Origin of the sequence: Nocardia sp. NPDC051570 (assembly GCF_044454005.1) — a bacterium.
Classification (GTDB): Bacteria; Actinomycetota; Actinomycetes; order Mycobacteriales; family Mycobacteriaceae; genus Nocardia.
Window position 1 is genome coordinate 239,956 of record NZ_JBITDI010000004.1, and the last position, 22,466, is coordinate 262,421.

Below are 22,466 nucleotides of genomic sequence, written 5' to 3' on the forward strand. Positions count from 1 at the left end.
CCTCTCTCATACCGGTAGAAGGACCGGTCTCTCTCGCCGACGAGGATGAATGTAGACAGACCGGTCTCTCTCTGTCAACTTCAAGAGAGAAAGACCGGTCTGCTACTGTCGCCACATGGCGAGCAAGATCGACATACCCCCAGCTCAGCGGCTACTCGAGACCGCGAGCCACCTCTTCTACACCGAGGGGATCCAGGCCGTCGGGGTGGAACGCCTCATCGCCGAGGCGGGCGTCACCAAGGCCACGTTCTATCGCCACTACCCGTCCAAGGACGATCTGGTGGTCGCCTATCTCGGGCGCAAGGATCAGGGCACCCGGACAGCGCTGCTCGGCGCGGCCGGTGATCTGCCGCCGCGGGACGGGCTCTACGCGCTGTTCACCGCCATCACCGCGCACTCCTGCGGTCCGGGCTTCCGCGGCTGCCCCTTCATCAACGCCGCCAGCGAATATCCGAATCCGGACCATCCGGTGCGCCGGGCCGCCGCCACCCACCGCGCGTGGTTGCACGCCACGCTGTCCGAATTCCTCACTGCCACCGGCCATCCCGAACCGGACCTCGCGGCGCAACAACTGGTGTTCCTGCGGGACGGCATCCTCGTCGGCGGCTACCTCGACGCCGCCGAGGCGACGGAGAGCGTGGTCCGGGCCACCGTGCGCACCGTCATCGGAGACGCCTGAGGTCAGCGGCACCGCGCAGGCAGATTTCCGCCGACGACCGCGCGATCTCGCCGCGCCTCGGCACAATGGGCGGGTGACCGATCTCAACGTCCATCGTTTCGGCCCGGCCGACGGGCCGCTCGTCCTCGCCCTGCACGGATTGACCGGCCACGGCCGGCGCTGGGCGGCGCTGGCCGCCGAACACCTGCCCGATCTGCGGATCGTCGCACCCGATCTGCGCGGCCACGGCCGCTCCTCCGCCCTGCCGCCGTGGACCTTCGAGGCCGTGGTCGAGGATGTGGCCGAGCTGCTCGACGGCGAATCGGCTGTGGTGGTGGGGCATTCGTTCGGCGGGGCGACGGCGATCCATCTCGCCCATCGGCATCCCGAACTGGTCCGCGCCCTGGTGCTGCTCGATCCGGCCATGGGACTGGATCCCGAATTCCTGCGGCAGGTCGCCGACAGCACGCTGGCCCATCCCGACTTCCCGGATCGCGAGGCGGCCCGGCTCGACAAGCTGGAGACCGCCTGGGCCGATGTCGAACCGGGGCTGCTCGAGGCCGAACTGGCCGAACATCTGACGCTTACCGAGGCGGGCCGACTGACCTGGCGAATCAGCCTGCCCGCCATCGTCTCCTATTGGGGTCAGCTCGCCCGCGATATCGTGCTGCCGCCGCGGGACCTGCCGACCGTGCTGGTGCATGCGATGAAGGCGCCGATCGTCACCCCGCAGCTGCGCGCCGCGCTCACCGACCATCTGGGCGACCGGCTGCGGATCCACGAATTCGACTGCGATCATATGGTCGCCCAGGCCCGCCCCGCCGAGACGGCCGCCGTCGTGCGTTCGGTCCTCTGAGATGGCGACCACCGACGCCCAGGTCGAGCGGGTCCGCGAACTGGTGGCCGCGATACCGCCGGGCCGCGTCGCCACCTACGGCGATATCGCCGCGGCGGCCGGACTGTCCACGCCGCGCACGGTCGGCTGGATCATGCGCACCGATTCCGCCGATCTGCCCTGGCATCGGGTGCTCCGCGCCGACGGCACGCCCGCGCCGCATCTGGTCGGGCGGCAACTGCGGCAGCTGGCCGAGGAGGGGTGCCCGATCCGCGGCGACCGAGTAGACCTGGCGGCGGCCCGGTTTCGCTTCTAATCCCGCGACGGGCGATTACGGTGGTCTCATGTCCACCCGTCTGGCGTGCGTGGTGTTCGATGCCGACCAACCACGGTCCGTGGCCCGGTTCTGGGCCGAGCTGCTGGGGTGGGATGTGACGGTGGATCGCCCCGACGAGGTCGATGTGGCCGCACCCGATCCGGACGCTCCCGATGTGGCGCTGACCTTCCGCTCCGCCGCGCGGCCCAAATCCGGGAAGAACCGCATCCATCTGGATCTGGCCAGCCGTTCGCTGGATCATCAACGGGTACAGGTGGATCGGGCGCTGTCGCTGGGCGCGCGGCGGATCGATATCGGTCAGGGCGCGGTGCCGTGGGAGGTGCTGGCCGATCCCGAGGACAACGAATTCTGTGTGCTGGAGCCGCGAGAGCAGTACGTCGACACCGGTGCGGTCGCCGCGATCGTCGTCGATACCCGCGACCCGGCGCGGCTCGCGCGGTTCTGGTCCGCGGCGTCGGGCTGGCCGGTGACCCACCACGGCAACGAGCTGTGCGGAATCAGGGCGGCGACCGGGCAGGGTCCCTGGCTGGAGTTCCTGCGGGCCGAGGGCGACGGCGACCGCCTGCGCCTGGATCTGACGTCCCATCCCGCCGGCGATCCGGATGCCGATCTCGAACGGTTGCGCGCGGCGGGCGCGATCACGTTGCGGCCCAACGATTCCCGCGCGGGCCGCGCCCGATCGATGGTGCTGGCCGATCCGGAGACCTATGAATTCCAGCTGCTGCGTCCTCGGGGCGATTGACTCCGATCGCCTACGATCGGCGCCATGATCAACGTGCGGGGTGACGGCTCGTGACCACGGTCGACGCGATCGTGCTCGCGGGCGGGCGGGCCACGCGGATGGGCGGGGTGGACAAGCCCGCGATCATGGTCGGTGGCCGGTCGATGCTGGATGCGGCGCTCGCGGCCGTGGCGTCGTGTGTGCGCACGGTCGTGGTCGGCCCGCATCGGCCCGAACTGTCACCGGCGATTCGGCAGGTGCAGGAGGTACCCGCGGGCGCGGGTCCGGTCGCCGCGATCGCGGCGGGCCTGCGCGCGCTGGCCGAATGCGATTTCCCGGCCGACCTGGTCGCGGTGCTGGCCGCCGATATGCCGTTCCTGACCGCCGAGGCGATCGACGAATTGATCCGGCACGCAAGGGAATCCGAGACGTCGGCGGTATTCGCGGCCGATGAGACCGGTCGGCCGCAGTATCTGGTCGGGGTCTGGCGACGCACGGCGCTGCTGGCGGGCCTGGACCGGCTGGACTCGCCGGTCAATCAGCCGATGAAGGCATTGGTGCCGGTGGATACGGTCATGGTGGCGCTGCCCGGCGTCGTCGACTGCGATACCGCCGACGAGGTGCGCCGGGCCCGCGCCCGGGCCGCACCGCTGACCCTCGACGAGGCACGAACCTCCCTGCGCCACAACCTCTCTCGCCTGCCCACCCGGCAGTCGCCGCTGCGGTCGGCGCGCGGCGCGGCGCTGGCCGCACCGCTGCGGGCCGCCGAGGCGCTGCCGCGTTTCGACGTCTCGGCGATGGACGGCTATGCCGTGGCCGGGGACGGCCCGTGGCGGTTGCGCGACGATATCGGCTTCGCGGGCGGGCAGCGGCCGGTCGGCCTGCTGGCCGGGGAGGCGGTGCGGATCGCGACCGGAGCGCATGTGCCGGAGGGTACGAGCACGGTCGTGCGGGACGAATTCGTGCGCCGCGAGGGCGATCTGCTGCACCGGCTGCCCGATGCCCCGGTCCGCGACGATGTGCGCCGCCGCGGGGAGGACTGGCACCCCGGCGATCTCATCGCCGAGGCGGGGACGCCGGTGTCCAATGCCCTGATCTCCGCAGCCACCGCGGCCGAGGTCACCGCAGTCTCGGTGCGCGGGCCGGTGCGGGCGCGAATCGTCATGACCGGCGACGAGATTCGCGGCGAGGGCCCCCTGCATACCGGGCAGACCCGCGACTCGATCGGCCCGGTGCTGCCGGATCTGCTGTCCCACTATGGAATTCACACCGTGGATCGCGTACATCTGCGCGATACCCCGAACGGCTTCGACGAGGTGCTGGCCGCCGCCGGGGATTGCGATCTACTGGTGATCATCGGCGCCACCGGCGGCGGTGCGGCCGATCAGCTCCGCGACGCGCTCGATCGCACGGCGGCCCGCGTCCTGGTTCACCGTCTGCGCCTGCGGCCCGGCGGCTCCACCGTCGTGGCCGAAACCTCTTCCGGCACGGTCGTTCTCGGTCTGCCCGGCAATCCCTATGCCGCGATCGCGACCCTGGCGGCGCTGGTTCCCGCACTCGTCGACGGCCTCACCGATCGCACTCCGGCCCGGCCCTTGCTGGTCCCCCTGGCCAACGCCGCCACCATCTCCGGGCCCGTCGCCCGCATGGTTCCCTCGCGCGCCCTGTCCGACGGCGGCTGGTCCGGCGATCCCGCCATCCGCACCGCCCACCTCGCGGGCCTGCTCGATCGCGACGGCCTGGTGATCGTCCCGCCCGATGCCCCCGACGGCGCGCTGGTCGAATTGCTGCCCCTGCCGGACTGATTCGTCGTCAGTACGGGAGCGGCTTGTTGGCTGCGGCCCAGGCCTTTTCGGCGTCGGTGCCCGGGCCGGGCGGCCACAGACCGGCGATCATCCACAGATCGCGCGGGGATTCGTCGACGTGGAACTCCCAGTGCAGGCCTCGATCCCGGGTGTACGGGTGCAGGGTGGCGTCGAGGCGCTCGGTCATCTGCTTGCGGCGTTCCGGATCGTCGAGGTGGCGGGCCAGATGTGAGACGACGATCCGCACGGCATCGTCCGCGGGCTGCCCGCCGACATAGAGATTCGACGCGGTGATCTCGTGGAACAGCACGACGACGTAGAACGCGGGCAGGCCGACGGCGGTGTAGTTCGCGGTGATGTCGCCCGCGAAGTCGCGCTTATCCGCCTCGGAGTAGACGCCGGCGGGGTGGTGGATCTGCCACAGCGGCATGGACGAACTCCTTCCGATCAGATGCTCAGGGCCAGGCCCTCGACGGGTCCGGACAGCGCCGCCTTGATCCCGCGGGTGAACTCGTCGACGAGGACCTCGGTCTCGCCCCGCTCGACGCCCTCGAAGACGGCCCGCGCGACCTGTTCCGGACCGAGCTTGTCGCCCGGGAAGCCCCGGGCCATATCGGTATCGGCGAAGGCGAGATGGACGCCGACGACCTGGGTGTGCTGTCCGGCCAGTTCCAGGCGCAGCGAGTTCGTGAGCGACCACAGCGCCGCCTTGGACGCGCCGTAGGCGGCCGCGCCGGCGCTCCACGACAGCACCGAATGGATGTCGATCAGCGCGCCACCGCCGTTGGCCGCGAGAATCGGCGCGAAGGCCCGGGCGATGCGCAACGGACCGAAGACGTTGACCTCGAAGGTCTCCACCACATCGGCCATCTCCGCCCGCAGCAGCGGCGCGGGGTGCAGGACCCCGGCGTTGTTGACGACGATGCTCACATCCTTGGTCCGATCGGCCAGGGCCGCAATCGAATCCGGATTCGTCACCTCGAGTGCGAGCGATTCGACGCGCGGATCCTCGCTCGCGATCGGGTTGCGTGCGGTGACGTACACCTTGTCCGCGCCGCGGCGCAGGAGTTCCTCGGTGAATGCTCGGCCCAATCCTCGCTGACCGCCGGTCACCAGGGCGATCGCGCCTTCAATTCTGGTCATGTTTAGATTATGCTCATCATCTATAGCGATGCGCAAGACTGCGACGACCGATTCGATCGAAGGGGAACGATATGCCGCGAGCATCACGGGCGCAGGCGGAGACCCACCGCCGGGAGGTCCTCGACGCGGCCGCCGCGCAGGTCCGCGAGCACGGCGCGCACGGCATGAGCGTGCCGCAGCTGATGGCCGCGGCGGGGCTGACCCACGGCGGCTTCTATCGCCACTTCCGGTCCAAGGAGGATCTGGTGGCGCAGGCCTGCACGGCCGCCTGCGCGGAGAAGTCGCGGGAGCTCGCGGATATCCGCGAGGCCAGCCCGGATTCCGAGACCGCGCGGAGGCTGTTCCTCGAGCGGTATCTGTCGGTCGCGCACCGCGATCATCCCGGGCAGGGGTGCGGCCTGGCCGCACTCGTCGGGGATGCGGCGCGCGCGGAGGCCGAAAGTCCGTTGCGGCAGGCCTATCTCGACGGATTACGCGAGCTGATCGATAACCTCGGCGGTCTCGGCGATCGCTCCGGTGACGAGGACGAACTTCTGGTCGAGGTGTCCTTGATGGCCGGGGCGCTCATGCTGGCACGGGCCAGCGCCGGTGACGACCTGTCGGAGCGCATCCTGCGGGCCGCCCGCGAGCGCCTGCTCGCTCAGCCCAGCTGAGTGGCGTCGATGAGCACCGGCTCGGCGGGCAGGCCGTCGCGCGGACCGCGTTCGGTCGGGGTGATCCCTGCGGCGACCATGCCGTCGAGCACATCCATTCCGCTCACCACACGACCCAGCACCGAGTAGTTCGCGGGAATGTGCGCGAAGGAATGCACGAGGAAGAATTCGCTGCCGTTGGTGCCGGGCCCCTGATTACCCATGGCGAGGGTGCCGCGCTCATAGGTTTCGGTGCCGTCCACCTCGTCGGGGAAGGCGTAGCCCGGTCCGCCCTTCTCCACCTCGTCGATGTCACCGCACTGCAGCACGCCCAGGCGCTCGCTATCGGTGAGCCGCCAGCATTGGCTGCGGTCGTAGAAGTGTTGCAGCACAAGGCTGGTCATATTCTGCACCGCGCAGGGCGCCGCGCCCGCCCGGTCGAGGCGCACCGTCACCGGGCCCTGGCGGAACCGGAAGGTGACGTCGATGGTGCCGAGGGTCGGCGCGATCGGCGGCGGCGCCAGGACCGGCCGGGCCGCGGGATTCTCCGGCGTCGCGGTGAAATCGCAGGTCACCAACGGTGGTTTCGCCTCGGCCGCACCCGCGCCGACCAGCAGCCCGGACAGCGAGACGACAACGGCGGAGAATACGGCAGCACAGCGTGACCTCATGGCGAGCAACCTAGCCGATCTCGATATTCCTCCGCATCACTTTGCCGGTGGCATTGCGCGGCAGGGGGTTCGAGGTGATCGACCAGCGGGCGGGGACCTTGAAGTAGGCGAGGCGGGCGGCGGTGAAGGCGCGGAGTTCGGCCTCGCTCACCGCATTCGGATCCGCGACGACCACCACCGCGGCCACCTCCTGGCCCAGATCATTGTGGGCGATGCCCAGTACCGCCGATTCGACGACGGCCGGATGTTCGTCCAGCACGTTCTCGATCTCGATGGGGTACACGTTCTCGCCACCGCGCAGGATGAGATCGGTGCGGCGGCCGGACAGGTGCAGCCGGCCGTCGGTGACAGTGCCGAAATCCCCTGTCCGCAACCAGCGCTCGGCGTCGATGGCGGCGGTCGTGGCGGATCGGTCGTTCCAGTAGCCGAGCATCACGTACTGGCTGCGGACGCAGATCTCGCCCTCGACGCCGTCCGGCACGGGTGCGCCGTCGGGATCGCGGATCTCGAGTGCGACGCCGATGATGGGCCGCCCCACCGTCTCCGGATACGCGGCCAGTTCGGCGGGCGCGGCAACCGTTGCGGCGGTGCCGCTTTCGGTGAGGCCGTAGCTGGTGGCCAGCGCGATCCTCGCGGCGGGCAGCTGCTCGCGCAGGCGGCGGTGGAAGGCGGGCGAGGAGGGTGCGGCGTTGAGCGAGACGGCGGTCAGTGCGGACAGATCGTAGTCGGACGGATCGCGTTCGAGCAGGCGGGCGGCCAGGGTCGGCACCGCGCCCCAATGGGAGATCCGCTCCCGTTCCAGCAGCCGCAGGACCCGGTCGGCCTCGAAGGAGCCCTGGTGGATCACGACGGTGGCGCCGGTCGCCAGCCGCGGCACCACCAGATTGTGCAGGCTCGCGATGTGGAACAGCGGTGAGGTCAGCAGGAAGCGCTTATCGCTGGGCCCGTCCCCGGCGGCCTGACCGCGCAGTGCGGCCGAGACGGCGTCGGTGAATCGGTGATAGTCGCTGACCGCCAGCAGATTTCGATGCGAATGCACCACACCCTTGGCGCGGCCCGAGGTGCCGCTGGTGTAGAGGATCACCGCGGGATCGTCCTCGGCGATGACCGGGCGGGCGGGTCCGGGTCGTCCCCGGTGGGCGGCGATCAGCTCCGGCAGGTCGCGTTCCATGGTGAGCGCGGGGGTCGAATCCGGCAGTAACGCCGCGCGTTTCGCGTCCGCGATCACCACCTTCGGGGCGGTATGGGCCAGGCCGTAGGCGATTTCGGGCGGCGCCCACCAGGCGTTGTAACCGACGGGGATCGCGCCCAGCCGCAGGGCCGCCCAGAAGGTCACCACCCATTCCGGGGTGTTGGCCGCGAGAATGCCGACGCGGTCGCCCTTGTCGATGCCGAAGCGCTCGGCCAGGGCATGCGCCAGCGCCTCGACCGCGTCGTGGTGTTCGGCGAAGCTCAGGCGCCGATCCTCGGTCACCAGGAAGTCCTTATCGCCCCAGGCGCGCGCGGCGTCCAGCAGGTCGAGCAGGGCGCGGACGCGGTGGCGGAACACCGGAATCGGCACGCCCAGCACCGGTTCGACGGACATCTCGAAGCGGCCTCCGGGTCCGGTCAACGCGGTGGTATCAACGACTTGGGTCATGTCATCCTCGCTCGGATCGCGTCGTAGGTCGCCTTCGGACAAGCATCGCAGCGGCCCGGCCGCGCATCGAATTGCTTGCCGCCCAGCGGGAACGGTTCTTCACTCGCTGGGCGATCGATGTCGACCGAGGGGCGGGAATGGCGCAACCCCTAGCGCAAGGGTTACTTGGATGGGAGGGTGCGGGCGTAGCGCATTCCACGGTCGATCCATTCGCACAAGACGTCGTCGTCGGCCACCGATTCGGTGGCGACGCGGAGCCAGTTCTGCATTTCGCGGCCGCCCATGGTCATCGGGGTGACGAATTCGCCGTCGATGAGGGCCTCGGCCTCTCGGGGGGCGACCCGGACCATCAGGCCGCCCTTACCCGCGGCCGCCACGGCCATATTGCCGCCGACCAGGAAGGCCAGGCCGCCGAACATCCTCTTCTCGACCACCTCGGACAGGGCCGGGCCCAGCAGGTCGCGAATCCGGTCGGCCAACTGCTCGTCGTACGCCATACCGGGCATTGTGGGCCGCGACCCCGGCACATATGCATGGTCGCGCACCTAAAGTTCATCAAGAATTCCCGGCCGGCCCGGCAGTTCGAGTTGCCGGAGAGGGCCTGGTTGGACAACCATCCAACCTCATGCCGTCCCAACGCTTGAACCCCGCCGGTGATATTCCGGATACCGGGATTCCGGAGCATCTTGCCGCCACCATGACCATGGCCGAGCAGTACGAGTGGCATCGCTCCTACTTACGCCGGCACGCGGTCTCGCGGCGCAACTTCCTGCGCGGATCGGCGGCGGCCGCGGCCGTCGCGGCGGTCGGCACCTCCCCGTTCGCGGCCCGCGCCTACGCCGAGGACGCCCAGCTGGCGGTCGCGGGCCGGCATGTGGGCTTCGGCGCCGATGCGGCGAGCCAGCTCCGATTCGCCGCGCAGCTGTCGCGAAACCCCCAGGGCGCCAAGGTCTTCCTCGATCACGGGCCGACGCCCGCGCTGGGCGGGACGATCGAGGCCGAGGTGCGCAACCTGGTCACTCAGATCCCCAGCAGCGACGGCGGCGTGCTCGCGGCCGAACAGTTCTATGTGCACGCCCCGGTCGACGGGCTGCCCGGACGGCTGCCGCACTTCTACCGCTGGCGCACCTCCGACGGTTTCGCCGGCGATGTGCGCAACGCGTCGACGGCCATGCCGTCCGCGCGAAATGCGGTGCTGCCCTTCCGATTCACGATGATGGGCGATCAGGGCACCGACGAAACGCCCACGCAGCCACCGGGTCTGGCGCCCGGCGACTACGACGATCGGTACTACAAGCCCGATAACGATCCGACCGCGCCGCATACGGTCAACGTGCTGAACCAGATCGCCGCCAGCCGACCGGATTTCCATGTCCTGGCCGGCGATATCGCCTACGCCGACCCCTCGGGCGCGGGGCTGAAGCCGCAGTTCGTCCCGTCGGGCGGCGGCGATCCGGCCACCGGCTTCGACAAGTTCAATCCCTATGTATGGGACGTGTACTTCGGCGCCATCGAGGCCAGCGCGTCGAACACCCCGTGGATGTTCGCCACCGGCAACCACGATATGGAGGCCGCCTACGACACCCACGGCTACGGCGGACACCTTGCGCGCCTGGACCTTCCGGGCAACGGCCCGGCCGGATGCCCCTCGGCCTACTCGTTCACCTACGGCAATGTCGCGGTGCTGTCGCTGGACGCCAACGACATCTCCTACGAGATCAAGGCCAATACGGGCTATTCCGGTGGCGCCCAGCAGGGTTGGGTGGGCAGCACGCTCGCGTCGTATCGGGCGAATTCGAATATCGACTTCATCGTCTGTTTCTTCCACCACTGCGCGTATTCGACTACCGATTCCCATGCCAGCGACGGCGGCGTGCGCGATGCCTGGTGCGAGCTGTTCGACCGCTACGAGGTCGATCTGGTCCTGCAGGGCCACAACCACATCTTCGAGCGCACCGATCCGATCCGGGACAACAAGCCGACCAAGGTCGCGGGCGACAACTCGATCGTCTACGGCAAGGACGACGGCACGGTCTACTACACGGTCGGCGGCGGCGGCCGCCCCCGCTACGGCTTCCAGCCCGGCTCCCCGGAGACCTACCGCGGCCACGAGGTCCCCGACACCGCGGTACCCAACAGCTACGTCTGGGCCCCCGACGGCACCAAACAGGACGAGGTGGCCCCCTGGTCGCGAGTCCGCTTCCGCAACTACTCCTTCATCCGAGTCGACGTCCGCCCGGGCTTCTTCTCGAGCGAGATGGACGTCGTCGCGGTGGATGAATACGGCCGGGAGTTCGACAAGGTCACCTACCGTCGACAGGTCGGCAAGTAGTCCGGGGACTCTGGGGGCATGCCCGGACCGACGAAGCCATCGCGGCGCGCGGTCCGGGCGTCTAGACGCCCAGCGCGGCCGCGAACACCGGCCACGAATCGTGCAGATCGTCCTGCCAGTACGGCCAGGCATGGGTACCCGCATGCGAGGCCACGGTAGCCGGAATACCCAGTCCCGCAAGGCGATCCACGAGCACCCGAGTGCAGGCGTTGACGAAGGATTCCATCGGTCCGCCCACGGCGATCCGGTTGGTCAGGGCGATCGGGTCGCCGTGGATCGACGGGTCGGCCAGGGTGTCGTGGGCGCCCGGGGAGCCGGTGCCCGCGGAGAGGTAGAGGGCGGGGCCGCGCAGGCGGTCGGCGTTGACGATCGGGTCGTGGGCGGCCCAGGCGGGATTGTCCGGTGCGCCCCACATGTTGGCGGCGTTGGCGCCGAATATGCTCAGCTGGGAGTTCACGAGGGCGCGAGCGGCCGGGTCGCTGGTGCGCGGGCAGCCGCTGTAGGCGCCGACCGCCTGGTACATGCCGGGCGCCTCGATCGCGAGGTCCAGCGCCGAGGTCGCCGACATCGACGTCCCCGCAACGGCATTGCGACCGGTGAGCTGGAACCGGTCCCGCAGCAGCGTCGGCAGTTCGTGAATCAAGAAGGTGGACCACTTGTTTCGGCCCAGCACCGGATCGTCGGTCAGCCAGTCGGTGTAGTAGCTGGCCCGACCGCCCATCGGCACGATCACGTTGACCGGCTTATCGGCGAAGAACTGCGCGACATCGGTGCGGTTGGTCCACGGCCCACCGTCCTCCCCGCCGTCGACCGCGTTGAGCAGATACAGCGCGGGCGCGGGACCGTCCGGATGCGAAATCCACACCGTGATGGGCTTGTTCATCGCCGCGGACTGGACGGTCACCGAGTATTGCCGCCCGCCCAGCGGACGCACCTCGAGGATCGAGGAGCCGTCACCCGGATCGGCCGCCGTTGCGATCCCCGGCAAGAATCCGGCAAATGCAATAAAGGTGGCGAACAGGACTGCCAGGCAGCGCGATGGCCGGTGCATAGCTGCGAGTATCGCACCATATGCGAACGGCCACGGGCGAACTCGGCGGCGTGTTCGTCGACGGAATGGGCGGTCGGCAATTACCCGGACAATGACGTCACCCGTGGTCGTGCGCGTCCCGCAGCGCCCGCAGATCGATCTTGGACATCGTGCGCAGGGCCGCCCCCACCGCCGCGGCCCGCTCGCCGCTCATCAGCTTCGGCAGCTCCGACGGGACGATCTGCCAGGACAGCCCGTAGCGATCGGTCAGCCAGCCGCACGGGCCGGGCTCGCCGCCGTCGGCGGTGAGCGCCGCCCACAGCCGATCGACCTCCGCCTGGCCCTCGACGATGACCTGCAGCGACGCGGCATCGGTGAGCCGATGGCCCGGCCCGCCGTTCAGCAGCGAGATCGCATGCCCGGCCAGTTCGAGCGCGACGAGGAAGGCCGAGCCGTCCGGATTGCGGGTGACCTCGACGATGCGCGCGTCGGGCAGCAGTGCGACGTAGAACTCCGCGGCCTGCTCGGCCTCGCTGTCGAACCAGAGGAAGGTGTTGACGCTGGTCATGGTCTGCTCCTGAGTTCGGTTGTCCCGACTGACACTCATGGGTCGGAGCCGCGCGCGCCCGTTCGACACATCTCGCGAGATAACTTCTCGCGAGTTCATACACACAGTCGGTCGAGCGCCGCCTGGCTGTCGTCGTCGGCGGCCCGATAGATCACCAGCCGCTGCTCGGGATCCTGCGCCGGTATCAGCACCTCGAACCGTACCGCGACGCGGCCGACCTCCGGATGGCACATGGCCTTGACTCCGCGCCCGGTGACCCGCACATCGCGCATGGCCCACAGCCGCGCGAATTCCTCATCGCCCGTGCGGAATTCGGTGATGAGATCGGCCAGCGCCGTATCGTCGGGATGAGCCGCCCAGGCCGCGCGCAGATCGGCGATGCCCTCGCGCACGATCCGTTCGCGATCGACGTAGAAATCGCGCCGCTGTGGATGCAGCATGCACAGCCACATGCAGTTGCGCTGCGATTCGGGCAGCGCATCGAGGTCCAGCATCAATCGGGACATCTCGGGGTTCCAGGCCAGGATGTCGTAGCGATGGTTGATCAGCATGACCGGCAGCGGCGAGAGGTCATCCACCAATCGGGCCAGATCCGGGGCCGCGGTCGTCGCGGACTTCTCGATATGCGGCGGCCGCTGCTGGGCCAGATCGAACAGGTAGCCCCGCTCGGCGGGGGCCAGCCGCAGCGCCCGGGCCAGCGCCTCGAGCACCTCCGGCGACGGCCGCAGCCCACGGCCCTGTTCCAGCCGGACGATGTAGTCGGTGCTCACCCCGGCCAGGTCGGCGACCTCCTCGCGGCGCAGACCCGGCGTGCGACGGGACCCGCGGCGCGGCGGCAGCCCGAAGTCGAGGGGATCCAGGCGCTCACGCCGGGTCCGCAGGAATGCAGCGAGTTCCCGGGTCGCAGTCGCCGTGCCACTGGTCATCGTTCGATCGTACGACCAGGGTGGGATCAGCGTTCCCAGGAAAAGCCTTCCCTTATCCCGGCATCACGGCCGCACCAGACTCGATATCGACAGCGAGTACGACCACAAGGAGGACCGATGTCGATCACCCTCGACACCTACCGGCTGCTGGGACGTTCCGGGCTACGAGTATCCCCGCTCGCGCTCGGAGCCATGACCTTCGGCGCCCAGTGGGGCTGGGGCGCGGATACCGACGACGCCCGCAAGCTGTTCGACCTCTATGTCGAGCGGGGCGGGAACTTCATCGATACCGCCAACGTGTACACCGGGGGCGAATCGGAGCGGCTGTTGGGCGAGTTCACCCGGGACAACCGCGACAGTCTGGTGCTGGCAACGAAATACACCATGTTGCGCCGTCCCGGGGATCCGAACTCCGGTGGCAATCACCGCAAGAGCATGTTCTCCTCGGTGGAAAACAGCCTGCGGCAACTGAATACCGATTACATCGATCTGCTGTACCTGCACGCGTGGGACTTCCGGACGCCGGTCGAGGAGATCCTGCGCGGGCTCGACGATCTGGTGCGTCAGGGCAAGGTGCTCTACATCGGCATCTCCAACACCCCGGCGTGGCAAGTCGCGCGTATGCAGGCCATCTCGGACCTGCGCGGCTGGGCGCCGCTGGTGGCCCTGCAGATCGAGTACAGCCTCATCGAGCGCACGGTGGAACGCGACCTGATCCCGATGGCCCGGGAGATGGGACTCGGCGTGGTGCCGTGGTCACCGCTGGGCGGCGGCGTGCTCACCGGCAAGTACAACCGCGCCGATCTGGCCGAGGCGGTCGTCGGCTCGCCGCAGAGCACCCGCAAGGGTGTCGCCCTGGCCAACGGGGCGCTCACCGAACGCGGACTGGCGATCGCGGAGGTGGTGAAAGAGGTCGCGGCCGAACTGCATCGGCCACCGTCACAGGTGGCGCTGGCCTGGACACTGCGCACGCCCGGCGTGACCGCGCCGATCGTCGGCGCTCGCACCCCGGAGCAGTTGGAGGACAACCTCGGGGCGCTCGAGGTCGAATTCGAGGCGGCCGCGCTGGATCGACTGAACGCGGCGAGCGCGGTCGAACTCGGCTTCCCGCACGAAATGCTGGAGCGCGAGCTGACCCGCAATATCATCTTCGGCGATCTGCGGGTCGAGGCGCGCTGAAACCCGTTGCCGCAAAAGCGGAATCAGCGATCTCGACGAGGGTAGGATCGCTCGCACGCCAGCCGGAAATCCGCCACCGGCTCATCCGAATACCTTCGTAGTGGTAGGGCGACTACCGACTCGGTGGTAGGGGAAGGCCCGTAGGCCGGGTCCGCCACGCGGCGGATTCGCTGGAGCCGATCCGATCGATACCGTGGCCTGAGTAACTCGGCCGCGATGGTCAGGGAATCCCTGTATATCAACCCGTTTCGGCGTGCGCCGGAACGCCCGGCCCCGTTCGGTATCGAAAGCTGGGAACACACGCATGATCTCGACACTGCGGGCCGTCCTTGCGCGCCTGCCGATCCTCGCCGCGCTCGCGGCCCTCGTCTTCGGCTCGACCGCGACCGTCGTGCGCGCCGCGTCCGAAACGGCCCGCATCGTCGACACCGTGACCGTCGACGCGCGAAACATCCGGTACCGGGTGTACTCGCCCGCGATGGGCCGCGCCATCGACGTCGATGTGCTGCGCCCCGCCGACACCTCCACGCCCCGGCCCACGCTGTATCTACTCAACGGCGGTGGCGGCGGCGAGGACGATGCGACCTGGCGCAAGCGGACCGATGTGCTGGACTTCCTCGCGACCAAGAACGTCAATGTCGTCGCGCCGGTGGGCGGACGGGACACCTACTACACCGATTGGCGCGCACCGGATCCCGTACTGGGCGTGAACAAGTGGCGCACCTTCCTCACCACGGAACTACCGCCGGTCCTGGATGCCGCGCTCGGGGCCGACGGCCGCAAAGCCATCTCGGGCATGTCGATGTCGGCCACCTCGGTGCTACAGCTCGCGATCGCGGCGCCCGGGCTGTTCGGCGCGGTGGCCGCGTACAGCGGATGCGCGCGGATCAGCGATTCGATGGGTATGCAGATGGTTCGGATCGTGGTCGGGGTCGGCGGCGGCGATCCCGAGAACATGTACGGGCCGCCGGACGATCCGATGTGGGCGGCCAACGATCCGTATGTGCACGCCGATCGGCTGCGGGGCACGCCGCTGTACCTGTCCACCGGCAGCGGTGTTCCCGGGCCGCACGACGTGGCCGGCAGTCCGTTCCTCATGGCGCCGGGGCCCGGGGGGCTGGCCGCTCAGGTGGCGGTGGGTGGCCTCATCGAATTCGCGACCGATCAGTGCACGCGCGCGATGCGAGAGCGCCTGGAGCAGTTGGACATTCCGGCCACCTACGACTTCCTGGATGGGACGCACTCGTGGGGTTACTTCCGCGATTCGTTCCTGCGATCATGGCCGGTGCTGGCGCAAGGGTTGGGCCTGCCTGCGTGAGGCGCGGGCCCTCAGGCAGGCAGGCTCAGCCGGACGAGTCAGGCGGCGCTGTGGATGAGAGCTTGGGCGGCCGTGTGGTAGCGGGTGGCCAGGAGGCGGACTACCGCGGGATGGACGCCGATGGGGTCGGCTATGCCGTCGGCGCCCGCCTCGTGCAGGCGCTCCTGGAACAGGCCGTGGGCCAGCAGGTAGGAGGCTACGAAGACTCGGGGGTGACCCGAAGCACGGAGGGCGGCAACCGTTTCCGGGACTCGGGGGGAGCCGGTGGCGATGTAGGCGGGATGGACCGGGGTGTGCAGGCGGGTGGCCAGCAGGGTGGCGGAGCGGCGGATATCTTGGCGCGCACGGGGATCGGAGGATCCGGCGGCCGCGAAGACCACGGCGTCGCCGGGGCGCCAGCCCGCGGCCTGAAGTCGGATGCGCATGATGCGAGCCAGGGCTGGATCCGGTCCCAGAGCGGACGTCACCGCGACCGCGGGGTGGCCGCTGTCGGCGATCTCGCGCGGCACGTCTCGATAGACGTGATAGCCCGAGGCCAGGAATGCCGGAACCACCACGGCCGGAACCGAATCCAGATCCCGCAGCACCTCGGCGGGCGAGGGGCCCAGAACGTCGACGAATGCCGTCCGGACCAGTCCGCCGACCTCGCGCGCGACGGCCTCCGCCAGCTGGGCGACCATCGCGACGCCCCGCGCACTGCGCGTGCCGTGCGCGACCAGAACCAATGCCGGATCGGTCATCACACACCTCCTACCGATTGCGCACCCATGGCGAAACCAACACGTCCGCAACGGCTTTCATGCGATATCACACCCAGGTCAGGGGCGTGGGACGCGGATTGTTATCGATGCATTCGGCCGGGTCCAGGGCCAGGCGGTAGCCCCGCTTGACCACCGTCTGGATGGCCGTGGGGGTGCCGAGTCCCGCGCGCAGGCGGGCGATGCCGGTCTCGACGGCATGGGTATCGTGACCGGCCCCGGGCAGGGCGGCCAGCAGATCCTCGCGCGACACCACGCGGCCGGGTTGGCGTGCCAGCGCCCGCATCAACGCCATGGGCGCGGGCGCCAGCTGACGCACCTCGCCGTCGACCACCACGCAGACGCCGCGCACGCTGAGCGTATGTCCGGCCGCGTGAATTCGATTGGCGCGCCGGGGAAGTTCCTCGGCCACATGACGCGCCAGCGCACCCAGCCGGGCCCGGCCGGGCATCGTCGTGGCCACACCGAGCTCCTCGAGCGGCGCGGCGGTGATCGGGCCGACACAGACCGGCAGCACACGGGTGCGGAAGGCATGCAGCAGCCCATCCAACAGCCCGGTCTCCTTGGCGCGGATGAGCATCGAGGCCACCGCGGGCGCGCTGGTGAAGGTGACGCAGTCCAGCGCCGAGGTGACGATCGCCTCGATCAGCCGATCCATCGGCGCCTGATCCTCCGGCGGCGTCCAGCGGTACACCGGCACCGGCACCACATCGGCTCCCGCACACCGCAATACCTCGCAGAAGTCGGGCACCGGCTCCCATTCGGTGGTCGCGCCGTGCAGCTGCACCGCGATCCGCACACCCTCCACGCCCTCGGCGAGCAGATGGTCGAGCACCTCCGCGGAGGATTCCGAGGCGGGCGACCAGTCCTCCCGCAGTTCGGCGGCGCGAATGGCGCCCTTGGCCTTCGGGCCGCGGGCGAACAGTCGCGTGGAATCCAGGGTGGCGCACAGCTGTTCGGCCAGGCCCCAGCCCTCGGCCGCCTCCATCCAGCCCCGGAACCCGATGCCGGTGGTGGCCACGGTGACACTCGGCGGGTCGGCCACCAATTGCCTTGTCACCCGCTCCAATTCGGTGTCGTCCGCGAGCGGGATGATGCGAATCGCCGGGGCGGCAATGATTGTCGCGCCGCGACGGGTCAGCAGCGTGGCCAACTCGTCGGCGCGGCGCGCGGCCGTGATCCCGACCGTGAAACCCGCGAGGCATTCGGGCACGGCGGACCCCGGGTTCATGCGGTGTCACCGCCGCGGTGGTCCACCGGCTCGTTCGAGACCGCGACCAGACCGTCGACGACCCGCACGGCGTAGACCGGAAGCGCCATCGCCGGATCGTCCAGGCAGCGCCCGTCCAGCAGCGAGAACGCCTGCTTGAGCAGCGGCGAGGCCACCACGGGCACGCCGCCGCGGTCACCGACCAGGCCCCGCGACATGACCGCGGCCCGCCCGAACGGATCGATATTGCCCAGGGCGTAGAGCGTGCCGTCGGGCAGCAGGAACAGTGCGGCCTGATAGCCATCCTTCAGCAACACCGCGACCCCGCGGCCGGGAATCAGATAGTCGAGGCGGCAGGCCGAGGTCCATCCGGTGGTGGTGACCTGCGCAATGCCGGGTGTCTCGATCACGGTCATCGGTAACTCTCCTCTGAACGCCCCTACCTATTGGTACCGGCGCCCTGTTTCCGCGCGATTACGCGCTTATTGCTCGTCCGTGGCGTCGGCTGTGATCTTGGGCATGCCCAGGAGTACGGGTACCTTCCGTTCCCCGCTGTCGTCGAAGGTGATGGTCCGATCGGCCTCCTCGGGCGCGTTGACGAAGGAGACGAACCGCGAGAGTTTCTCCGGATCGTCGAGCACTGCGGCCCATTCGTCCCGGTAGCCCGCGACGTGGCGGGCCATCGTCTCCTCGAGTTCGGCGGCGATGCCGAGGGAGTCGGCGCAGACGACCTGCTTCACGTAGTCGATGCCGCCCTCGAGCGATTCCTGCCAGGGCGCGGTGCGCTGCAGCCGGTCGGCGGTGCGGATGTAGAGCATCAGATACCGGTCGATGTAGCGGATGAGCGTCTCGTCGTCGAGATCACCGGCCAGCAGCACCGCGTGTTTGGGTGTGAGGCCGCCGTTGCCGCCGACGTAGAGGTTCCAACCGTTCTCGGTGGCGATGACGCCGACGTCCTTACCGCGCGCCTCGGCGCATTCGCGCGCACATCCGGACACGCCCAGCTTGAGCTTGTGTGGCGAGCGCAGGCCGCGATAGCGCTTCTCCAGCAGCACCGCCATGGCGACCGAATCCTGCTGGCCGTAGCGGCACCAGGTGGAGCCCACGCAGCTCTTCACCGTGCGCAGCGATTTACCGTAGGCATGCCCGGACTCCATGCCCACATCGACCAGCCGCTGCCAGATCGGGGGCAGCTGCTCCACGCGCGCGCCGAACAGGTCGATGCGCTGACCGCCGGTCACCTTCACGTAGAGACCGAAATCCTTGGCGATCTGCCCGATTTCGATGAGTTGCTCGGCGGTGACCTCCCCTCCGGGCATGCGCGGCACGACCGAATAGGTGCCGTTCTTCTGCAGATTCGCCAGGAAGTGGTCGTTGGTGTCCTGCAGCGCGGCCTGTTCGCCGTCGAGGATGTGATCGCTCGAGGTGGACGCCAGGATGGAGGCGACCGCGGGTTTGCAGATATCGCAACCCATTCCGGTGCCGTAGCGGGCGATCAGCTCGGAGAACCGGCGGATGCCGGTGGTGGCGACGATATGGAACAGCTCCTGACGCGACTGGCCGAAGTGTTCGCACAGCGCCGTGGACATCTCGACGCCGGACTGCTCGAGCAGCTTCTTGAGCATGGGAACGCAACCGCCGCAGGAGGTTCCAGCCGAGGTGCAGCTCTTGACGGCCGCGATATCGCAGGCTCCCTCGGCGATGGCGCCGCAGATCGCACCCTTGGAAACATTGTTGCAGGAACAGATCTGGGCATCGTCGGGCAGCGCGTCGGCGCCGAGTTCGGCGCCGGCCGGAGAGATCAGCGCGGCGGGTTCGGCGGGCAGCTCGCTGCCGACCAGCGGGCGCAGCGCCGCATACGCCGACGCGTCGCCGACCAGGATGCCGCCCAGCAGCGTCTTGGCATCATCGGAGACAACGAGTTTGGCGTAGGTGCCCTTGGCCGCGTCGTGCAGCACGACCGACAGCGCGCCCTCGGTCGTGGCGTGCGCGTCGCCGAAGGAGGCCACGTCCACCCCGAGCAGCTTCAGCTTCGTGGACAGATCCGCGCCCGGGAATTCGCCTGTGCCGCCGAGTAATCGGTCCGCGACGATCTCCGCGGTGGTGTAGCCGGGGGCGACCAGGCCGTAGCAGACGCCCTCGACGGCCGCGACCTCGCCGATGGCATAGATGGCCGGATCGCCGGTGCGCAGCCCGAGATCGGTGACCACGCCGCCGCGCGAGCCGATCTCGAGGCCCGCGTCGCGGGCGAGCTGATCGCGCGGGCGGATACCGGCGGAGAACACCACCAGCGAGGCCTCGATCGTCGAGGAGTCCGACAGCGAGACCCGCAGGCCCGCACCGTCTTCCGAGCGCTCGATGGCCGCGGTGCCGACCCCGGTGTGCACCCGCAGGCCCAGCTCGGTGACCAGGCTCTCCAGGATCGCGCCACCGCCCTCATCCACCTGCACCGGCATCAGCCGCGGCGCGAACTCGACCACATGCGGCGTCATGCCCAACAGCCGCAACGCATTCGCGGCCTCGAGGCCGAGCAGGCCGCCGCCGACCACCACGCCGACCGCGCCGGGCCCGGCCGCCTCGGCCGCGGACCGGATACCGTCGAGATCCTCGATGGTGCGGTATACGAAGCATTCCGGGCGATCGTGGCCGGGCACCGGCGGGACGAAGGCATACGATCCGGTCGCGAGAACCAGTGCGTCGTAACCGATCACGGCACCGCTGGACGAGGTCACCTTGCGTCCGTCGCGGTCGATCGCCTCGGCCCGCTCCCCCAGTCGCAGATCCACCAGCTCGTCACCGGCGTACTCGTTACCCGGCAGTGCCAGTGCGCCCGCGTCCCACGCGCCGACGTAGGACGACAGCCCGACCCGGTCGTAGGCCGGCAGCGGCTCCTCGCTCAACACCACGACCTGCCACTGCCCGCCGGTATCGCGCGAGCGCAGGGCCTCGACGAAGCGGTGTCCGACCATGCCGTGACCGACGACCACCACGGTCCTGCGCCGGTTGACTACCATGCGAATCTCCTGTGGTTGCGGTCCGCCCCGGACGGGACTGCGGTAAATGCATTGTGCGGCATGACTTTTCCAGCCCCCACCGGCAGGTCGCCAAAGCGGGCACAACAGACCGTGCCGGACCCGAACACGATGGCGACGGACCCGGCCGAGACATAGGAGAACCACGGCACCCGGACAGCACTGTTCCCGGCACCCCGATACTCGATCTGGCAGCTGCGCATGAACCCAAGGTAGGAAACCGGTATTGCGCCGATGCTGCGCAAGATGACTACTGAATCAACGGTTGCTCACTACCACGAGAGATCACCCGTGAGATGGGCGTGTAGCGGGCCGATGAACGGTCCTACCTGCGCGTCTCACGCCGCATGCGTGTACGTCTGAAGCGTCTCCCGCATCTCAGCAGCCACCCGCGAATCAGGGAAGTTCTCATCGAGCAGCCCGTCCAACTGGTTCAGCCGTTTCTTGACCCATGAGAATGATGCTGTTACCGGGCGCTCGAGGATGGGACCTACTGCCTCCATGGTGCCGTCCAGATCGTGTAGGCGGACGCATGCGGTGGCGAGATAGATATGAGTCAGCATCTCGTCACCTGGCGAGTTCTGTTCCTTCCAGGCCACGATCGCCTCGTGGGAGGCTTTCACGGCCCTTCGTAGGGTTTCGGGATCGTCGGCCCACATCAGTGAGAAGCCGTGGTAGTAGAGCTGTTTCGCAGGGCTGAACCCGAATAGCGGTCCAGGAATTTCATCCGGTCCGCACCTGTCTCGGGCCCTGTCTGCCTCTTCGAGAAGCTCGACCGCCCGCTGTGAGTCACCAAGGTTGGCCGTGGATGCGGCGAGACCACAGAGGAGTCGCGGCTCGGCGGTGCCTGTGGATGCCCCTACGTAGCGGAGTCCGTCGATGGCGGCATCACGGGCGAGTTCGAAGTCTTTGGTGAACCGGAACGCAAGGGATTGAGTCCCCCGCGACCATGCCCGTAGTTGATCATGCTCAGCCCGATCAGCAAGCTGGAATGCTGCCCGAACGTAGGTGCGTGCCATGTCGGACCGTCCGAGATCCAAGGTCAGATAGGCCAGGACGCCTGATACCTTCCCGAGTGCTATATACAGATCCCGGATGGCGGCGGGCCGGTGTGCGCCCTCACGAAGACGGCGCATGAGCTCTGCTCGCACATCGAGCGCGTGCTGAATCGTCTTGTCGTATGCCTCGATTCCGGAGACTCGGGCCACGTGGACGATGTCGTCGTAGATGTCGTCCAGGTGCACGCCGTCCGGTGCGGCAATCAGAGCTTCGGAGTCGCGGCGGGCCTGGTCGAGCATGCGCATGGTGTCGGCGGCGCGAGCCTGTTCGCATTGGTCGGCGTCCCACGCGGTGATCAGCACGCCGTCAGCGTTGAGGGCGAGGTCGGCGCGTTCGACCCATCCGCGATCCTTCGGCCAGCGGCGTCCAGCTTCGATGTTGCACACCCACGAGTAATCGCAGTACAGCAGGCTCGCAAGATCCCGCAGGCTGAGCTGACGTTGTAGACGCAGCTGTCGCAGCGTTCGTCCTGTGCGTTCAGGGTTCATCCCTGGCAATCGTGCCGTCTCACGGGTCACGCTCATCAATCCTGAGTGTTTTCAGATTCTCGGGTGTGATCTGGGAAACAGCGTATCGGTTCCGCCTGGTCCGTGGGGCGGCAAGGCTTGAACCA

22 protein-coding genes are annotated in these 22,466 nt (G+C 68.8%); 9 read left to right on the forward strand and 13 right to left on the reverse strand.

Annotated features, from left to right (window positions below; translation table 11 throughout):
- Positions 1-115 precede the first annotated feature (115 nt).
- The 5 genes from ACIA76_RS11270 to ACIA76_RS11290 all read left to right on the forward strand — a co-directional run bounded on the left by ACIA76_RS11270 (position 116) and on the right by ACIA76_RS11290 (position 4,356).
- The gene (locus ACIA76_RS11270; protein WP_397151134.1) at positions 116-679 is read left to right on the forward strand and encodes a TetR/AcrR family transcriptional regulator; all 564 of its coding nucleotides are present in this window, start codon (positions 116-118) and stop codon (positions 677-679) included.
- 73 nt (positions 680-752) lie between these two features.
- Positions 753-1,514: an alpha/beta fold hydrolase gene (locus ACIA76_RS11275; protein ID WP_397151136.1), complete on the forward strand. Its 762-nt coding sequence runs from the start codon at positions 753-755 to the stop codon at positions 1,512-1,514.
- Position 1,515: 1 nt separating this feature from the next.
- On the forward strand, positions 1,516-1,809 hold the full coding sequence (locus ACIA76_RS11280) for an MGMT family protein (RefSeq protein WP_397151138.1): 294 nt from the start codon (positions 1,516-1,518) through the stop codon (positions 1,807-1,809).
- A 28-nt stretch (positions 1,810-1,837) separates the two neighbouring features.
- Positions 1,838-2,572 (forward strand): VOC family protein, encoded by a 735-nt coding sequence (locus ACIA76_RS11285; protein ID WP_397151140.1) that lies wholly within the window; start codon positions 1,838-1,840, stop codon positions 2,570-2,572.
- Positions 2,573-2,622: 50 nt separating this feature from the next.
- On the forward strand, positions 2,623-4,356 hold the full coding sequence (locus ACIA76_RS11290; protein ID WP_397151142.1) for an NTP transferase domain-containing protein: 1,734 nt from the start codon (positions 2,623-2,625) through the stop codon (positions 4,354-4,356).
- 7 nt (positions 4,357-4,363) lie between these two features.
- Here ACIA76_RS11290 and ACIA76_RS11295 read toward each other — a convergent pair whose 3' ends face one another.
- Together ACIA76_RS11295 and ACIA76_RS11300 are read right to left on the reverse strand one after the other, a co-directional pair.
- Positions 4,364-4,786 (reverse strand): tautomerase family protein, encoded by a 423-nt coding sequence (locus tag ACIA76_RS11295; RefSeq protein ID WP_397151144.1) that lies wholly within the window; start codon positions 4,784-4,786, stop codon positions 4,364-4,366.
- Between the two features lie 17 nt (positions 4,787-4,803).
- The gene (locus ACIA76_RS11300) at positions 4,804-5,499 is read right to left on the reverse strand and encodes an SDR family oxidoreductase (RefSeq protein ID WP_397151146.1); all 696 of its coding nucleotides are present in this window, start codon (positions 5,497-5,499) and stop codon (positions 4,804-4,806) included.
- A 71-nt stretch (positions 5,500-5,570) separates the two neighbouring features.
- On the opposite strand from ACIA76_RS11300, the gene ACIA76_RS11305 reads away from it, so the two are divergent.
- Positions 5,571-6,152 (forward strand): TetR/AcrR family transcriptional regulator, encoded by a 582-nt coding sequence (locus tag ACIA76_RS11305; RefSeq protein ID WP_397151148.1) that lies wholly within the window; start codon positions 5,571-5,573, stop codon positions 6,150-6,152.
- Here the strand turns inward: ACIA76_RS11305 and ACIA76_RS11310 are convergent.
- The 3 genes from ACIA76_RS11310 to ACIA76_RS11320 form a co-directional block, all read right to left on the reverse strand.
- Entirely contained in the window at positions 6,140-6,802 is a 663-nt protein-coding gene (locus ACIA76_RS11310) for a peptidylprolyl isomerase (RefSeq protein ID WP_397151150.1), read from the reverse strand. The two genes, ACIA76_RS11305 and ACIA76_RS11310, sit on opposite strands and share 13 nt — an antisense overlap.
- Positions 6,803-6,812: 10 nt before the next feature.
- On the reverse strand, positions 6,813-8,441 hold the full coding sequence (locus ACIA76_RS11315) for a class I adenylate-forming enzyme family protein (RefSeq protein ID WP_397151152.1): 1,629 nt from the start codon (positions 8,439-8,441) through the stop codon (positions 6,813-6,815).
- A 161-nt stretch (positions 8,442-8,602) separates the two neighbouring features.
- Positions 8,603-8,938, reverse strand: a complete 336-nt coding sequence (locus tag ACIA76_RS11320; protein ID WP_397151154.1) for a TfoX/Sxy family protein — start codon at positions 8,936-8,938, stop codon at positions 8,603-8,605.
- A gap of 128 nt (positions 8,939-9,066) precedes the next feature.
- Here ACIA76_RS11320 and ACIA76_RS11325 point away from each other — a divergent pair, with 128 nt between their 5' ends.
- Complete coding sequence (locus ACIA76_RS11325; protein ID WP_397151156.1) at positions 9,067-10,773, forward strand: metallophosphoesterase; 1,707 nt, start codon at positions 9,067-9,069, stop codon at positions 10,771-10,773.
- Positions 10,774-10,834: 61 nt separating this feature from the next.
- Here ACIA76_RS11325 and ACIA76_RS11330 read toward each other — a convergent pair whose 3' ends face one another.
- From ACIA76_RS11330 to ACIA76_RS11340, 3 genes are all read right to left on the reverse strand, one after another.
- Entirely contained in the window at positions 10,835-11,824 is a 990-nt protein-coding gene (locus ACIA76_RS11330) for an alpha/beta hydrolase (protein ID WP_397151158.1), read from the reverse strand.
- Between the two features lie 97 nt (positions 11,825-11,921).
- Entirely contained in the window at positions 11,922-12,371 is a 450-nt protein-coding gene (locus tag ACIA76_RS11335; RefSeq protein ID WP_397151160.1) for a VOC family protein, read from the reverse strand.
- 95 nt (positions 12,372-12,466) lie between these two features.
- Positions 12,467-13,297: a helix-turn-helix transcriptional regulator gene (locus tag ACIA76_RS11340; protein WP_397151162.1), complete on the reverse strand. Its 831-nt coding sequence runs from the start codon at positions 13,295-13,297 to the stop codon at positions 12,467-12,469.
- 117 nt (positions 13,298-13,414) lie between these two features.
- Between ACIA76_RS11340 and ACIA76_RS11345 the strand changes: the two genes are divergently transcribed.
- Together ACIA76_RS11345 and ACIA76_RS11350 are read left to right on the forward strand one after the other, a co-directional pair.
- Positions 13,415-14,476 (forward strand): aldo/keto reductase, encoded by a 1,062-nt coding sequence (locus ACIA76_RS11345; protein WP_397151164.1) that lies wholly within the window; start codon positions 13,415-13,417, stop codon positions 14,474-14,476.
- Positions 14,477-14,780: 304 nt separating this feature from the next.
- Positions 14,781-15,794: an alpha/beta hydrolase gene (locus ACIA76_RS11350; protein ID WP_397151166.1), complete on the forward strand. Its 1,014-nt coding sequence runs from the start codon at positions 14,781-14,783 to the stop codon at positions 15,792-15,794.
- A 38-nt stretch (positions 15,795-15,832) separates the two neighbouring features.
- On the opposite strand, the gene ACIA76_RS11355 is transcribed toward ACIA76_RS11350, so the two are convergent.
- The 5 genes from ACIA76_RS11355 to ACIA76_RS11375 all read right to left on the reverse strand — a co-directional run bounded on the left by ACIA76_RS11355 (position 15,833) and on the right by ACIA76_RS11375 (position 22,377).
- Positions 15,833-16,534: a sirohydrochlorin chelatase gene (locus ACIA76_RS11355; protein ID WP_397151168.1), complete on the reverse strand. Its 702-nt coding sequence runs from the start codon at positions 16,532-16,534 to the stop codon at positions 15,833-15,835.
- A gap of 67 nt (positions 16,535-16,601) precedes the next feature.
- The gene (locus ACIA76_RS11360) at positions 16,602-17,783 is read right to left on the reverse strand and encodes a uroporphyrinogen-III synthase (RefSeq protein ID WP_397151170.1); all 1,182 of its coding nucleotides are present in this window, start codon (positions 17,781-17,783) and stop codon (positions 16,602-16,604) included.
- Complete coding sequence (gene nirD, locus ACIA76_RS11365) at positions 17,780-18,178, reverse strand: nitrite reductase small subunit NirD (RefSeq protein ID WP_397151172.1); 399 nt, start codon at positions 18,176-18,178, stop codon at positions 17,780-17,782. Before nirD ends, ACIA76_RS11360 begins: the two co-directional genes overlap by 4 nt.
- Positions 18,179-18,244: 66 nt before the next feature.
- Positions 18,245-20,776: a nitrite reductase large subunit NirB gene (gene nirB, locus ACIA76_RS11370; RefSeq protein ID WP_397151174.1), complete on the reverse strand. Its 2,532-nt coding sequence runs from the start codon at positions 20,774-20,776 to the stop codon at positions 18,245-18,247.
- A gap of 356 nt (positions 20,777-21,132) precedes the next feature.
- A complete protein-coding gene (locus ACIA76_RS11375) occupies positions 21,133-22,377 on the reverse strand; it encodes a helix-turn-helix domain-containing protein (protein ID WP_397151176.1) in 1,245 nt (414 codons plus the stop codon).
- Positions 22,378-22,466 lie beyond the last annotated feature (89 nt).

What these genes read in the sequence shown, in the direction of transcription:
- ACIA76_RS11270 (WP_397151134.1), top strand. Translation starts at nt 116, where the DNA reads ATGGCGAGCAAGATCGACATACCCCCAGCTCAGCGGCTACTCGAGACC.
- ACIA76_RS11280 (WP_397151138.1), top strand. Translation starts at nt 1,516, where the DNA reads ATGGCGACCACCGACGCCCAGGTCGAGCGGGTCCGCGAACTGGTGGCC.
- ACIA76_RS11285 (WP_397151140.1), top strand. Translation starts at nt 1,838, where the DNA reads ATGTCCACCCGTCTGGCGTGCGTGGTGTTCGATGCCGACCAACCACGG.
- ACIA76_RS11295 (WP_397151144.1), bottom strand. Translation starts at nt 4,786, where the DNA reads ATGCCGCTGTGGCAGATCCACCACCCCGCCGGCGTCTACTCCGAGGCG.
- ACIA76_RS11300 (WP_397151146.1), bottom strand. Translation starts at nt 5,499, where the DNA reads ATGACCAGAATTGAAGGCGCGATCGCCCTGGTGACCGGCGGTCAGCGA.
- ACIA76_RS11305 (WP_397151148.1), top strand. Translation starts at nt 5,571, where the DNA reads ATGCCGCGAGCATCACGGGCGCAGGCGGAGACCCACCGCCGGGAGGTC.
- ACIA76_RS11310 (WP_397151150.1), bottom strand. Translation starts at nt 6,802, where the DNA reads ATGAGGTCACGCTGTGCTGCCGTATTCTCCGCCGTTGTCGTCTCGCTG.
- ACIA76_RS11315 (WP_397151152.1), bottom strand. Translation starts at nt 8,441, where the DNA reads ATGACCCAAGTCGTTGATACCACCGCGTTGACCGGACCCGGAGGCCGC.
- ACIA76_RS11320 (WP_397151154.1), bottom strand. Translation starts at nt 8,938, where the DNA reads ATGGCGTACGACGAGCAGTTGGCCGACCGGATTCGCGACCTGCTGGGC.
- ACIA76_RS11325 (WP_397151156.1), top strand. Translation starts at nt 9,067, where the DNA reads ATGCCGTCCCAACGCTTGAACCCCGCCGGTGATATTCCGGATACCGGG.
- ACIA76_RS11330 (WP_397151158.1), bottom strand. Translation starts at nt 11,824, where the DNA reads ATGCACCGGCCATCGCGCTGCCTGGCAGTCCTGTTCGCCACCTTTATT.
- ACIA76_RS11335 (WP_397151160.1), bottom strand. Translation starts at nt 12,371, where the DNA reads ATGACCAGCGTCAACACCTTCCTCTGGTTCGACAGCGAGGCCGAGCAG.
- ACIA76_RS11340 (WP_397151162.1), bottom strand. Translation starts at nt 13,297, where the DNA reads ATGACCAGTGGCACGGCGACTGCGACCCGGGAACTCGCTGCATTCCTG.
- ACIA76_RS11345 (WP_397151164.1), top strand. Translation starts at nt 13,415, where the DNA reads ATGTCGATCACCCTCGACACCTACCGGCTGCTGGGACGTTCCGGGCTA.
- ACIA76_RS11350 (WP_397151166.1), top strand. Translation starts at nt 14,781, where the DNA reads ATGATCTCGACACTGCGGGCCGTCCTTGCGCGCCTGCCGATCCTCGCC.
- ACIA76_RS11355 (WP_397151168.1), bottom strand. Translation starts at nt 16,534, where the DNA reads ATGACCGATCCGGCATTGGTTCTGGTCGCGCACGGCACGCGCAGTGCG.
- ACIA76_RS11360 (WP_397151170.1), bottom strand. Translation starts at nt 17,783, where the DNA reads ATGAACCCGGGGTCCGCCGTGCCCGAATGCCTCGCGGGTTTCACGGTC.
- nirD (WP_397151172.1), bottom strand. Translation starts at nt 18,178, where the DNA reads ATGACCGTGATCGAGACACCCGGCATTGCGCAGGTCACCACCACCGGA.
- nirB (WP_397151174.1), bottom strand. Translation starts at nt 20,776, where the DNA reads ATGGTAGTCAACCGGCGCAGGACCGTGGTGGTCGTCGGTCACGGCATG.
- ACIA76_RS11375 (WP_397151176.1), bottom strand. Translation starts at nt 22,377, where the DNA reads ATGAGCGTGACCCGTGAGACGGCACGATTGCCAGGGATGAACCCTGAA.